12 protein-coding genes are annotated in these 13,412 nt (G+C 72.0%); 5 read left to right on the top strand and 7 right to left on the bottom strand.

Going from position 1 to position 13,412, the window contains the following annotated elements; genetic code table 11:
- Positions 1 to 37: 37 nt before the first annotated feature.
- Positions 38 to 292, top strand: coding sequence for a mycoredoxin (locus ACZ5L9_RS12545; protein WP_464528162.1), 255 nt, complete (start codon positions 38 to 40; stop codon positions 290 to 292).
- A 77-nt stretch (positions 293 to 369) separates the two neighbouring features.
- Here the strand turns inward: ACZ5L9_RS12545 and nudC are convergent, their stop codons facing one another.
- From nudC to moeB, 7 genes are all read right to left on the bottom strand, one after another.
- Positions 370 to 1,260 (bottom strand): NAD(+) diphosphatase, encoded by an 891-nt coding sequence (nudC, locus tag ACZ5L9_RS12540; protein WP_464528160.1) that lies wholly within the window; start codon positions 1,258 to 1,260, stop codon positions 370 to 372.
- 42 nt (positions 1,261 to 1,302) lie between these two features.
- Positions 1,303 to 4,545 carry a UvrD-helicase domain-containing protein gene (locus tag ACZ5L9_RS12535; protein ID WP_464528159.1) on the bottom strand — a complete coding sequence of 1,081 codons (3,243 nt, stop codon included), beginning with the start codon at positions 4,543 to 4,545 and terminating at the stop codon, positions 1,303 to 1,305.
- A gap of 91 nt (positions 4,546 to 4,636) precedes the next feature.
- The gene (locus tag ACZ5L9_RS12530) at positions 4,637 to 7,861 is read right to left on the bottom strand and encodes an ATP-dependent helicase (protein ID WP_464528157.1); all 3,225 of its coding nucleotides are present in this window, start codon (positions 7,859 to 7,861) and stop codon (positions 4,637 to 4,639) included.
- Between the two features lie 61 nt (positions 7,862 to 7,922).
- On the bottom strand, positions 7,923 to 8,552 hold the full coding sequence (locus ACZ5L9_RS12525) for a hypothetical protein (RefSeq protein WP_464528155.1): 630 nt from the start codon (positions 8,550 to 8,552) through the stop codon (positions 7,923 to 7,925).
- A 94-nt stretch (positions 8,553 to 8,646) separates the two neighbouring features.
- Positions 8,647 to 9,315, bottom strand: coding sequence for a lysophospholipid acyltransferase family protein (locus ACZ5L9_RS12520; RefSeq protein ID WP_464528152.1), 669 nt, complete (start codon positions 9,313 to 9,315; stop codon positions 8,647 to 8,649).
- 46 nt (positions 9,316 to 9,361) lie between these two features.
- Complete coding sequence (locus tag ACZ5L9_RS12515) at positions 9,362 to 9,676, bottom strand: MGMT family protein (protein WP_464528149.1); 315 nt, start codon at positions 9,674 to 9,676, stop codon at positions 9,362 to 9,364.
- Positions 9,677 to 9,691: 15 nt separating this feature from the next.
- Positions 9,692 to 10,945 (bottom strand): molybdopterin-synthase adenylyltransferase MoeB, encoded by a 1,254-nt coding sequence (moeB, locus tag ACZ5L9_RS12510; protein WP_464528147.1) that lies wholly within the window; start codon positions 10,943 to 10,945, stop codon positions 9,692 to 9,694.
- Between the two features lie 259 nt (positions 10,946 to 11,204).
- Here moeB and ACZ5L9_RS12505 point away from each other — a divergent pair, with 259 nt between their 5' ends.
- The 4 genes from ACZ5L9_RS12505 (at position 11,205) to ACZ5L9_RS12490 (ending at position 13,383) form a co-directional block, all read left to right on the top strand.
- Entirely contained in the window at positions 11,205 to 11,792 is a 588-nt protein-coding gene (locus tag ACZ5L9_RS12505) for a TetR/AcrR family transcriptional regulator (RefSeq protein WP_464536859.1), read from the top strand.
- Positions 11,793 to 11,815: 23 nt separating this feature from the next.
- Entirely contained in the window at positions 11,816 to 12,037 is a 222-nt protein-coding gene (locus tag ACZ5L9_RS12500; protein ID WP_464528144.1) for a DUF3107 domain-containing protein, read from the top strand.
- A gap of 139 nt (positions 12,038 to 12,176) precedes the next feature.
- Positions 12,177 to 12,509, top strand: coding sequence for a hypothetical protein (locus ACZ5L9_RS12495; protein ID WP_464528142.1), 333 nt, complete (start codon positions 12,177 to 12,179; stop codon positions 12,507 to 12,509).
- Positions 12,510 to 12,579: 70 nt separating this feature from the next.
- Positions 12,580 to 13,383, top strand: coding sequence for a phosphotransferase (locus tag ACZ5L9_RS12490; RefSeq protein ID WP_464528140.1), 804 nt, complete (start codon positions 12,580 to 12,582; stop codon positions 13,381 to 13,383).
- The last annotated feature ends 29 nt before the right edge of the window (positions 13,384 to 13,412 follow it).

The following is a 13,412-nucleotide window of genomic DNA, read 5'->3' as shown; positions in this document are numbered from 1 at the left end:
GAGCGCGATCCCCGAATCTGGAAGCGAGAACCGCCTGATGACTGCCGAGACGTTCACGATGTACACCACTCCCTGGTGCGGCTACTGCCAGCGCCTGAAGGGGCAGCTGGACCGTGAGGGCATCACGTACGACGTCGTCGACATCGAGCAGGTCCCCGAGGCCGCCCAGATCGTCGAGTCGGTGAACAACGGCAACCAGACCGTGCCGACGCTCGTCTTCGCCGACGGCACCTCGGCGACGAACCCGTCGCTGATGGCGGTCAAGGAGAAGCTCGCCGCCCTGGCCGGTTGATCCCCCTCCTACGGCGAAGGGCCGCGACGCGTTGCGCGTCGCGGCCCTTCTGCATGTCCGGGGCGTCCCGAGACGGCCTACCAGGAGCCGGGCAGGCTCTCACCGAGCCAGGACTCGATCAGCGAGCGGCTGATCGAGACGCCGCCCGGCAGCACGAGGTCGCCGCTCTCGGCTCCCGCGCGGAGCTCGGCACGGGTGAACCAGCCGGCGTCCTCGATCTCGTCCTCGTCGCAGTGGATCTCGGTGCTGGTGGCGCGGCCGGTGAAGCCGAGCATGAGGCTGGCCGGCAGCGGCCAGGGCTGGTTGCCGAAGTATGCGACGTCCCCGACGACGACCCCGGCCTCTTCGAAGACCTCCCGCCGGACGGCGCCCTCGAGCGACTCCCCCGGCTCGCAGAAGCCGGCCAGCGTGCTGAAGCGCCCCGCGGGCCAGGCCTTCTGCCGACCGAGCAGGCACCGCTCCTCGGCGGAGCCCGGCTCGCCGTGGGTGATGAGCATGATCACCGCCGGGTCGGTGCGCGGGAAGGTGGTGTGGCCGTGGCCGCAGATCAGCTCGTGACCCTCCTTCACGGGGTCGAGCGGGAGCCCGCAGCGGGCGCAGTACCGGGTCGCGCGCATCCACTCGGCGAGGCCGACCGCGTGCAGGACCATCGGCGCCTCGTCCTCGGTGAGGTTCAGCAGCAGGGAGCGCAGCGGGACGTGGGCCTCGGTCGCGGCCAGCTCGGTGGTCACCACGGCGAAGTGGGCGATCCCGTCGCGTACGCCGAGCATCAGCCGGGCCCCACCGGGCGCATCCGCCGGCGAGATCCACTCGATGGCTCCCTCGACGGGCCGGATCCGGGTGCCGGCCAGGACCATCACGCGTGAGGTCGGGTCGGCCCAGCGCTCCTCGATCCATGCGGTGTCCGAGCGGTGAGCTGCCGCCCGGTCGTACCGTCCGCTGCTCAGCCGCTCGTGCAGGTAGGTCACGGGTGCACGCTAACGCGCGCACCCGCCCACACCCGCACCCGCTCACCCGTGGGCAGCGAGACCCTCGCCCGCGGCGACGATGCGCTCCAGTCCGGCGCGATCGGGCAGCTCCTCCGGCTCGACCAGCTGACCGCTGCGGACGTAGAAGAACGCCGCCCGCACCTGCTCCAGCGCGACGCCGGTCAGCTCGGCCCACGCCAGCCGGTAGAGGGCGAGCTGGAGCGGGTCGGCGTTGGCGTGCTGGCTGGTCTTCCAGTCGACCAGGAGGTAGTGGCCCTCACCGGCGTCGGGATCGGTGTAGACGGCATCGATCCGGCCGCGCACCACCTGCCCGGTCAGCACGAGCGCGAACGGCGCCTCCACCCGGTGCGGGACACGGGTCGCGAACGGCCCGGCCTCGAAGGCGGCGATGACCTCCTTGAGGTCGGCGTCGTCCTCGATGCCGACGTCGCCGCGGCCGGGCAGGTCGTCGATGTCGAAGAGATCCTGCTGACCGAAGCGGGCCTCGACCCAGGCGTGGAAGCGGGTGCCGAAGCGGGCCGCGGACGAGGGCTGGCGCGGCATCGGACGGGCGAGGTCGCGGGCGAACTCCTCGGGCTCGTCGCGCAGCCGGGTCAGGGACGTCGCCGACAGGCTGCCGGGCCGAGTCACCTCGATCCTGCTGCGGTGCTCGCGGCGCGCCTCGGTGAGCAGTCGCTCGATCTCGGCGTCCCACTCCTCGACGATCGCGGCCTCGATCATGTCGAGGTCGAGATCCTGCGCGGCGGGGTCGATCGATCTCACGAGCCCGGCCGCCTCGAGGCGCAGCCGGGCCTCGGCGCCGGGACCGCCGGCCGGCCAGGGGCGCGCGGGGTCGACGGCGGCGTAGGGGTTGGGGGCGCCCTTCTCGGGCTTGTCGAGCCAGCCGCCCGAGACGCCGTCCGCCAGGGTGATGCCCCAGCCGGCCAGCCGGTCGCGGGTCAGGGTCTGGAACGGCGAGGGGCCGAGCGGTGTGGTCTTCGGCGTCCAGGTGTGGCTGGTGACCCGCAGGGCGTGCGCTGCCCGGGTGAAGGCGACGTAGCCCAGCCGCAGCTCCTCCTCCGCGTCGTTCGCCTTGGAGGCGGCGCGGTAGGCGTCGAGTGCGGGCTTGTCGTACCCGTCGAGCTGCGGCAGGTCGGCGGCGTCGCCGCGCAGCGGAGCCGGCAGGACCGAGGGCGATGAGGTCCACAGCGTGCGGCCCTTGGTGGAGGGGAACTTCGTCTCGCACATGCCGACCAGGAAGACGCTGTCCCACTCGAGGCCCTTGGAGCGGTGCACGGTCAAGAGCTTCACCGAGTCGGCCTCGGTCGGGGTGGCCAGGTCGAGACCGTTGCCCTGGTCGTCCTCAGCGGTGAGGTAGGCCAGCAGGGCGGCGAGGCTGACGTCGCCGTCGACGGACTGGAACTCCGCGACCGCCTTCACGAAGAGGTCGAGGTTGTCGCGACGCGCGGCCGCGGCCGGACTGACCGCTGAGGCGAGCTCGACGTCGGTGCCGAGGGTGTCGATGATCCGGCGGACGAGGTCGAGCAGCGGCTCCCCGACGTGGGTGCGGAGCTGACGCAGCTCGGCCGCGAGAAGGTCGAACCGATCCCGCGCCTCGGCGGAGTAGCCGAGCTCGCCGGGGTCGGCGAGGGCGTCGTCGAGGGCCGGCAGCTCGGCGGGGTCGATGCCGTCGGCGATCTCCAGCAGGTGGGCGTCGACATCGCCTGCCGTCGGCGTCCGCCCGCCGCCGCGACCGGCGAGCTCCTGGGCCCGCCCGGCGAGCAGCTTGAGGTCGCGCGGTCCGACGGCCCAGCGCGGGCCGCTGAGCAACGTGAGCAGGGCGGCATTGGAGGTGACGTCGTGCATCAGGTGCAGGGTCGCGACGATCTCGGCGACCTCGGGGAGCCGGAGCAGGCCCGAGAGACCAACGATCTCGACGGGGATGCCGGCACCGGTCAGGGCGTCGAAGACCAGCTCGGCGGTGCTGTTGTCGCGAGTGAGGACCCCGATCTGGGCCCACGAGTCGCCGTGGGCGGCCGACACCGCGGTGGCGAGCGCCTCGAGCTCCTCGGCCTGGGTCGCGTAGACGGCAGCCGACACCTCGCCCTCCCCCGCCTCCGGGGGCGGCTCGAGCGCGGCGACCTGCGGGTAGGCGCGCAGCAGCGGCGCGGCCAGCTCGTTGGCGACCTCGAGGATGCGGCGCTCGGAGCGGCGGTTGACCGTCAGCGGGTAGAGGGCGACCTCACCCTCGGCTCGCCCTGAGCCCGTCGACGCGTCGACGCGTGGGAAGGTCGCCCCGAAGTTGAGGATGTTGGAGACCGAAGCGCCGCGCCAGCCGTAGATGGCCTGGTTGGGGTCGCCGACGGCGGTGACCGCATGGCCTTCACCGAAGATCCGCGACAGCATCACGGCCTGCGCGACCGACGTGTCCTGGTACTCGTCGAGCAGCACCACCTTGAACCGCTCGCGCTCGGCCACACCCACGTCGGGCTGCTCGGTCGCGAGCCGGGCACCCAGCTCGATCTGGTCGGAGAAGTCCATCCAGCCCAGGTCGCGCTTCAGCCGGCGGTAGGCGGCGACCAGCTCCAGCAGCTCGCCGCGCCGGTCGATGGCGCTGATCGCCTTCTCGATCTCGCCCAGGTAGGTCTTGCGGTTCTTGCCGGCCGCCTCGTCGGCGAGCGCTGCCTCGAACCGCTTGCGCGCGTCGCCGTCGACCTCCCGCACCTGATCGGGGCCGCAGAGGTGCTCGCTCATCGCGCTGTCGAGGGCCAGCAGGTACTGGATCACCGTCGGCGGGTGATCGCTGAGCCGGCTGACCTCGCCGGTGAACCGCTCCACCGCCCGCGCCCCGAGCTGGTAGCGCGAGGCGTTGGAGATGACCGGGGTGTCGGGCTCGAACCCGATCCGCAGGCCGTGCTCCTTGAGCAGGTTGGCGGCATAGGCGTTGTAGGTGGAGACGGTTGGCTCGAGGACGTCCTCGTCGACATCGGCCGGATCCAGCGCTCCGGCGACCTCGAGCGCCCTGCGGATGCGCTCGCGCAGCTCGGAGGTGGCCTTGGTGGTGAAGGTGAGGCCGAGGACCTGGTCGGGTCGGACCTGCCCGGTCAGCACCAGGTAGACGACCCGGGCCGCCATCAGGGTGGTCTTGCCCGACCCCGCACCGGCGATCACGACCGCAGGCTCCAGCGGCGACGAGATCGCGGCCCACTGCTGCGGGCTGGGTGCGTAGGGGGTCTGCATCAGCCGCGCCAGCTCGTGCGGCGTGCCGATCTCCACAAAGCTCATGCGCGTCCTCCCCGGATTCGACGGCCCAGCGCTCCGGGCGCGCACGAGGCGCACGGGCGCTGACTTGAATGATTCGCGCGCTGGCACTCGCTCACGCGATCACCGATCCTGCGCCCTTGGCCGGGCAGAGCGAGACGAAGGTGCAGGTACGGCAGTGCTCGCCCGCGATCGCCGGGAACTGCTCGGCGCGTACCCGTCGGGCGGTCAGGGCGAGCGCGTCGCGCAGCGCCTCGCGCGGCGCGCCTCCGTCGACGTGCCGATCCTGCGGCTGGACGACCGCGCTCGGGCCACCGTCGAGGATGCCCAGCTGGACCAGCTCGGCGCCACCGGCGACGAAGCCGTCGACGGCACCGTTGTCGAGGGCGTACTGGTAGAGCGCGAGCTGGGTGTTGCGCTGCACCTCGGGGCCGCTGGGCGGTCTGCGACCGGTCTTGAGGTCGACGACCACGAGGTTGCCGTCGGCGTCGATCTCGAGGCGGTCGGCGTAGCCACGCAGGACGATCCGCTCGATCCCACCGGAGTCGGCCGAGCCGACCTCCACCTCCGTGCTGAAGCCGGCCTCGGTGGCGTGCAGCGTGCGGCGGTTGTGGCGGTGCCACTCGAGGAAGCGACCGAGCGCGGCACGCACCCGGTCGTACTCGATCGCCTTCGACCAGGGGGTGCGGAAGTCGAGCCGGCCCCACACCAGGTCGACGTGCTCCATCAGCACCTCGATCGCGGCCTCGTCGGCGGGCAGCTCGCCGGTGGCGACCCGCTCGGCGAGGGCGTGCATGAGCTGCCCGAGGTTGGCGCTCTGGTGGGCGGCGGCCTGACCTCCGGCCTCGCGCTCGAGGAACCACTGCATGGGGCAGGTCATGATCTTCTCCAGCATCGTCGCCGAGACGACGACGGGGTCCTCGGCCGCGACCAGCGGCCGCGAGGCGCGCGAGGCACCGCGGGTCCCCCACCATGACGCGGGGTCGGCGATCGGCACCTCGCCGGCCAGCCGGGCGAGACGGCGGGCGGCCGCCTCCCGGAACGCGGGTGCGGTCGCCGGATCCGCGACGGTGCGCCGCAGCTCGGCGACCAGGCCCGGGAGCGAGAGCGGCCGCTTGGGCCGCCCGACGATCCGCTGCACGTTGACCCCGAGCTCGGCGAGGAAGCGCGAGGGAGACTCGCCGTCCTCCTCACCGGAGTCGACGGCCGTGACGACGAGCCGCTGACGGGCACGGGTGCAGGCGACGTAGAAGAGCCGGCGCTCCTCCATCAGCAGCTCGCGGCTGGAGACGGGCGGCACGATGGTGCCGCCGCCGTCGGGGCCGAGCGCCGGACCGATCCGGTCGGCCTGAAGCAGCGTGGCGCGGCGGCGCAGGTCGGGCCAGCCCTCGTGCTGGACGTGGGCGACGACGACGAGGTGCCACTCCAGCCCCTTGGAGCGGTGCGCGGTGAGCAGCCGCACGGCGGCGCCGCGCGCGCCCTTGTCGGCGAGGGTGTCGGCCGGGATCTGCTGGGCGACGAGGGTCGCGAGGAAGGATCGGACGCCGACGTGGTCGCGCTTCTCCTCGGCCCGCGCCGCCATCTCGAAGAGGGCGCAGATCGAGTCGAGGTCGCGGTGCGCGCGGCGGGCGGCACCGCCGCCGGACTCCGCGGAGCGCCGCAGCCGGGTCGGCCACGACGTGCCGGACCAGAGCGTCCAGAGCAGCTCCTCGGCGGTGGCACCGGTGTCGAACTGCGCGCGTGTGCGCAGCAGCAGGCCGGCGAGGGCCCGGGCGCGCTCGACCTCGGGGCCGTCGAGCTCGACGAGCACCTCCGGGTGCACGACCGCCTCGCGGAGCAGCTCCTTCGACGGGCGCGGCGAGCGCTCCTCGGCGTGGGCGAGCTCCTTCTCCCGTACGCGCAGGCGCCGACCCAGCCGGCGCACGTCCCCGGCGTCGAGGCCGCCCAGGGCGGACGTGAGCAGCCCCTCGGCGCGCGCGGGGTCGAGGTAGTCGACGTCGTCGGGGTCGGTGTTGTCGAGGTTGAGGACGGCGCGCAGCGCCTCGAGCAGCGGCGCGACGGCCGGGTCGCGCACCAATGGCAGCTCGTCGGCGGCGACCTCGACGGGCACACCGGCTGCGCCCAGCGCTCGGCGCAGCGAGGGGATGGTGGCGCGACCGGAGCGGACCAGCACGGCCATCTCGTCCCAGCCGATGCCGTCCTCGAGGTGAGCACGACGCAGCAGGTCGGCGAGGTGCTCGGCCTCGGCGCGGTCGGTGTCGAAGGTGAGGACCCGGACCAGGCCGTCGCCGTGGGGGCCGGCCGCGGCCTCCGGGTGCAGGAACGCCTCGCGGGCCTGCTCGTCGATCGTGCCGGGCAGGCCGAGCCGCCCCGCGACCCGCTGGGCGGCGAGGAGGATCCGGGGGCCGAAGCGTCGCGTGGTCCGCAGCGCGACGACCTCGGCAGGCCGGCCGTCGGCGCGCGGGAACCGGGTCGGGAACTCCAGGATCCCCCGGACGTCGGCACCGCGGAAGCCGTAGATGGACTGGTGTGGGTCGCCCACCACCACCAGGTCACCACCCTCTCCCGCCAGCGCGCGCAGGAGGGCCACCTGACCGGGGTCGGTGTCCTGGTACTCGTCGACGAAGACGTAGCGGAACCGGTCGCGGAGCAGGTCGCGGTGGGCCTCGGCCTCCAGCGCCGCGCGCCGGATCAGGTCGGCGTAGTCGGTCGCGCCCTGGGAGTCGAGGACCGTCAGGTACTGCTCCAGGAAGAGGCCAGCGGCCACGAACTCCGGCAGCTCCTCCTGGTGCCCCAACGCCAGCAGCTGGGCGCCGTCGAGCCCCTTCTCCCGGGCGCGGGAGAGCACCGCCTCGACCTCGCGCGCGAAGCCCCGGGTGCCGAGGGCGCGGCGAAGCGACTCGGGCCAGCGCACCGCCTCCGGGTGATCGGCCAGCAGCTCGCGGAGCACGACGTCCTGCTCGGGCGCGGACAGCAGGCGCAGCGGCTGCTCGTAGAGGTCGGCGGGCGAGAACTCACGGATCAGCCCGTAGGCGAAGGAGTGGAAGGTCGAGCTCAGCGCGGCCCCGGTGGTGCGCCCGAGCCGGGCGGTCACCCGGTCGCGGAGCTGCTCGGCCGCCTTGCGGGAGAACGTCAGCGCGAGCACCTGATCGGGTCGCGCGCCACGTGCCTCGATCCGGTCGACGATCGCCTCGACCAGCGTGGTGGTCTTGCCGGTCCCGGGGCCCGCGAGGACCAGCAGCGGACCGCCCGGGTGGTCGACCACGCGCCGCTGGTGCTCGTCGAGCGGCGGCACGGCTGCCGGGGGCGGCGGTGCCTCCAGGCGGTACGTCGTGGTCATGGGTCCACTGAAGCAGACCCCTCCGACAGTCCTTGCCGGGGATCCTGCTTCGGAACCCCGCTCACTCCTCCTCGTCGAAGCGAGGGTTGCCCATGAAGTACTGCGAGACCCGGCCGGGAGGCTTGCGCGGCGCACGCGGCGGTGTCGGGACGTAGCGCCCGTCGGCCTCGTCCCAGAACCCGTCGACGACCCGCATCACGCGGCGCATCGCCTGTCCGGCGGCGCCGGTGTGGGGCATGTAGGGGTGCGGCCGGGTCGGCTCGTACGGCTCGCGCCGAGCCAGCTCGTCGGTCATCTTCTGCAGCTCGGCGTCGTCGAGGACCTCGCCCAGGTGAGCGATCATCGCCTCCTCCTGCTGCTGCAGGGTCGCCATCGCCTCGCGGACGTCGCCCCAGACCCGGGCCCAGGTGAAGTTGTGCTCGTAGGTCGAGCCGAACTCGTGCGCCTTCACGTGGGCGAGCACGATCTCGATCTCGTGCTGAGCCGCCCGGAAGTCGTGGGTGTCGTGATGCATCGGCAGGCACGGCAGCAGCACCTCGTCGACGGCGTGGAGGTGCTGGGCGACGCAGGCGCAGAGCATGTCGATGGGCGGGCTCCCGCGACGCGAGTGCGAGGCCGTGCCGTGGATCTGGGACGCGGTCTCGAGCCGCAGCGCCAGGTCGTCGTACGTGTGCTGGACGGAATCCTTCAAGCAGTCGGTCGTGCCCATCCCGGCCTCACCTCTCCTCAACGACGCCGCAGGCGTCCTTCCATGGTGCTCCGGCGTGAGGCCGATCACAAGGGAGTCAGGCGTCGGGAGCCCGGTCGTTGTAGACGCCGGCCTCGACCTGGCCCGACAGCTCCTGGATCGCGGTCATGATCTCGTCGGTGAGCAGCCGCCGGGCCTTGCCCAGCGCCATCCCCTCGAAGCGCCCCGCCACCTGGATCGGCTCGCCGAAGGTCACCTCGACCCGGACCAGCCGCGGCAGGTTGGAGCCGACCGGCTGGAGCTGCTCGGTGCCCTTCAGCCCGACCGGTACCACGGGGACACCGGCGGTCAACGCCAGGTGCGCGACGCCCGTGCGGCCGCGGTAGAGCCTGCCGTCGCGTGAGCGCGTGCCCTCGGGGTAGATCCCGAACGCCTCGCCGCGGCGCAGCACCTCGAGCGCGGTGTCGAGGGAGTCGAGCGCGGCCTGCGGGTCATCGCGATCGACGGGCAGCATGCCGAGCCCCTCGAACCACAGCTTGAGCGCCGTGCCCTTGATCCCGCGGCCGGTGAAGTAGTCCGACTTCGCCAGGAACCGCACCGGTCGCGGCGACGTGGACGGGATCACGATCGAGTCGGCGAAGCTGAGGTGGTTGCTGGCGATGAGGACCCCGCCGGTACGCGGCACCAGCTCACGGCCGGTCACCCGGGGGCGCCAGATCAGCCGGAGCATCGGCGTGAGGATCGCGTGCAGCAGTCGGTAGAGCACGGTCCGATCATCCGGGTGACCGGTCAGTAAGGCGAAGCGACGTCCGTCACGCGGGCAGCCACAGCGCCTGTCGCAGGTCGACCGCACCCGAGGAACGCAGCGGTGTGCCCTCCTCGAGGTAGGCCTGCCGAGCCTCGTCGGCGAGCCGCTCGGGCAGGGTCCCGTCGGCGCGCACGATCCGCCACCACGTCACGCCCGAGCCGTGCCGAGCCATCACGGAGGCCGGCTGACGCGGCCCACCGCCGAACTCGTCGAAGAGCGCGTCGGCGACGGCGCCGTACGTCGTGGCGCGGCCGCGGGGCACCTGCTCCACCAACGACAGGACCGCCTCGACGTAGTCGTCGAGGCGGTCCCCAGTCATGGTGCTGATCCGCGATCAGTACGCGGGCTGCGACGGGTCGATCTGGCTGACCCACGCCACCACGCCGCCGCCCACGTGGACAGCGTCGGAGTAGCCGGCACCCTTGGCGACCAGCAGGCACTCGGCCGAGCGCACGCCCGACTTGCAGTGCAGGACGAGCTGCTTCTCGCCGCCCCCGGTGAGGGAGCTCAGCTGCTCCAAGGCGCTTCCGTTGAGGAAGTCACCCTTCGGGATCAGCACCGAGCCCGGGATCTTGTTGATCTCGTACTCGTTGGGCTCGCGGACGTCGACCAGGACCAGGTCACGCGTGCCGGCGTCGCGCTCCTTCAACCACTCGTCGAGCTGGTTGACCGAGATCGTCGAGCCGGCGGCCGCGTCGGCGGCCTCGTCGGAGATGTTGCCGCAGAAGTAGTCGTAGTCGATGAGGCCCGTGACCTCCGGGTTCTCACCGCACAGACGGCAGTTGGGGTCGCGACGGACCTTGAGCTTGCGGTACTCCATCTCGAGCGCGTCGTAGACCATCAGCTCGCCGACGAGCGGCTCACCGATGCCGGCGAGGAGCTTGATCGCCTCGTTGACCTGGATCGAGCCGATGCTGGCGCACAGGACGCCCAGCACGCCGCCCTCGGCGCAGGACGGGACCATGCCCGGCGGCGGCGGCTCGGGGTAGAGGCAGCGGTAGCAGGGCGCGTTGGCGACCGACGCCTTGAGCTCGGCGGAGGCGGTCTTGCTGTTGCGGATGCCGGCGGCGAAGACCGAGGCCTGGCCGTCGAAGCGGTAGATCGAGCCCCAGACGTACGGGATGCCGAGGAAGTAGGCGGCGTCGTTGACCAGGTAGCGGGTCGCGAAGTTGTCGGTGCCGTCGACGATGAGGTCGTAGCCCTCGAAGATCCGGTAGACGTTGTCGTTGTCCAGCCGCTCCTCGTGCAGGACCACGTTGACGTACGGGTTCACGTCCGCGACCGCCGCGGCGGCGGACTGTGCCTTCGGCTGACCGATGGTCGACTGCTTGTGGATGATCTGGCGCTGCAGGTTCGACTCGTCGACCTCGTCGAACTCCACGATGCCGAGCGTGCCGACGCCGGCCGCGGCCAGGTAGAGCAGCGCCGGGCTGCCCAGGCCGCCGGCGCCGATGACCAGCACCTTCGCGTTCTTGAGCCGCTTCTGACCCGCCATGCCCACGTCGGGGATGATCAGGTGGCGGCTGTAGCGACGTACCTCGTCGATGCTGAGGGACTCAGCAGGCTCCACGAGCGGTGCGAGCGGCACGGGGATGCTCCTTCGGTCAAGCGCGGGTGATGCGTGCAGTGCGTACGGTGTTGCTGATGCGTAACACCGTGTCTGCGCACCATGTTCCCGTACCTCCCCGGGGCGTGTCGGACCGGTCCCGGCATCCGAAACCGGGCTACTGCGGAGTAGGCTTCGGCTTTGATCGGTCAACGGATCGATCGGGGACGAGCGAGCGGGAGCCGACGGCGTGACCACCGATCAGTACGACATCGACGACGCGCGCCGGCGCGGAGCCCGGATGCCGCGCTCCGAGCGCCGGACACAGCTCCTGGGCGCGGCCCTCGAGGTCTTCGTCGCTCAGGGCTACCACTCGGCGGCGATGGACGACATCGCCGAGCGGGCCGGCGTCTCCAAGCCGGTGCTCTACCAGCACTTCCCCGGCAAGCTCGAGCTCTACCTCGCGCTGTTGGAGCAGTCCTGCGACGCCATGATCGGCAACGTGCGCGAGGCGCTGAACTCCACGCACGACAACAACGAGCGCGTCGCCCGTACGGTCCAGGCGTTCTACGACTACGTCGCAAGCGACTCCGGCGCCTACCGCCTGGTCTTCGAGTCCGACCTCACCAACGAGCCCGCCGTGCGTGAGCAGGTCGACCGGGTCACCAACGAGTGCACCGAGGCGATCGCCGCGGTCATCGCGGCCGACACCGACCTGCCGGAGCCGGCGGCGCTGCTGCTCGCGGTCTCCCTGGTGGGAATGGCGCAGGTGTCCTCCCGGTTCTGGCTGGACAGCCGTCGCCGGATGAACAAGGACGAGGCGGCTACGTTCGTCGGTAACCTCGCCTGGCGGGGCATCGCCGGCTACCCGAAGACCGACGAGCACTGAGTCCCCAAGAAGGAGCACACAGCGTGGAGATCAAGATCGGCGTGCAGTACGCCGCCCGTGAGCTGGTCGTGGAGACCGACGAGACCCTCGAGGCCGTGGAGAAGCTGATCGCCGACGCGATCGCCTCCGGTGGTGTCTTCACCCTGAAGGACCGCAAGGGCAAGCACATCATCGTCCCGGCCGAGAAGATCACGTACGTCGAGATCGGCACCGGCTCCCCGGGCAAGGTCGGCTTCCTCAACTGACCTGCGGCTTCACAGCACGAAGGCCGTCGCGACACGCGGCGGCCTTCTGCGTCCCCGGGTGGGTGCGCACGGGTCCGAGCGGGTGCAAGATCGGATCGGGGGTACCTCCCCTCCTCACCAGCACGGAAGGGACACGCTCATGTTCTGGTCGATCATCTTCACGATCATCGGCGGCATCATCATCGGCTCGCTCGGCAAGGCGTTGGCGCCCGGCCACCGGGACAACATCCCGTTCTGGCTGACCGTCGTGTGCGGCATCATCGGCATGATCGTCGGCAGCCTGGTCTACTACGCGATCTTCGGCCTCTCCGGCCCGGCGCAGCGCTACATGGACGCGAACCCCGACGGCCCGTACGGCTGGGACAACACCACCAAGGGCATCGACTGGTGGCGCCACATCTGGCAGATCGCGGTCGCGTGCTTCGCGGTGATGGGCGCCGCCGCCGCGACCGGCCGAGACCGGCGCTTCTGAGCCTTCCGTGCGAGCCGAGGCGGCCCCGACCCTTCGGTCGGGGCCGTCTCGCGTCCCCTAGGGTGTCGGCGTGCAGGTCGTCGCGCCCTCAGCCGAGGTATTACTGGCCTTCGGCGCCGGCCCGGACGCGCGGAGGCTGCCCGGCGGGCAGGGCACGTCCTGGCTGTCGGGGCACCTCGTGCTCAAGCCGGGCGACGGCCCAGCGCACGGCTGGTGGGGAACGACCCTGCGCGACACGCCCCTCGAGGGCGTACGAGTGCCGAGGCCGGTTGCGAGCCGCGACGGCGCCTGGGTCGTTCGGGGCTGGACGGCCACCTCGTTCGTCGAAGGCGCCGAGCCCGACCTGTCACGGCCCGGAGCGGTGATCGGGATCGTCGAGGCGGGTCGGCTCCTGCACAGCGCCGTCGCCGGGGTGTCGCGTCCCGCCTTCCTGGACGCGCGGGACGACCCGTGGGCGCGGGCCGATCGGGTCGCCTGGGGCGAGCGGTCGGTCGAGTTCGTCCCACGTCTCGCCGGGCTCGCCGGACGGCTGAGCGCCCAGCCGGACCCGCCCGGTACGCGGCAACTCGTCCACGGTGACCTCACCCGCAACGTGCTCGTCGCACCGGGTTCGGAGCCCGCGGTGATCGACATGTCGCCCTACTGGCGCCCGTCGTCGTACGCCGAGGGGGTCGTGATCGCTGACGTGCTCTGCCACCACGGCGCCGCGGGAGCCATCGTGCAGGCGGCCCGTGTGCCGGTCTCGGCCGTGGCCCGCGCGCTGCTCTTCCGCGTCGCCACGACCAACGAACTCACGAAGGATGCGGCCAACCGGATCGACCTCGAGGACGAGGCCCGACGCTACGAGCGGGCCGCCTCCCTGATCGGGATCTGATACCGGGCTGAGCGACAGCGACGTCGCCC

This window comes from Nocardioides sp. JCM 18998 (genome assembly GCF_055391535.1).
The sequence above is the reverse complement of the archived record's forward strand: the minus strand, read 5'-3'. Positions and strand labels throughout refer to the sequence as shown.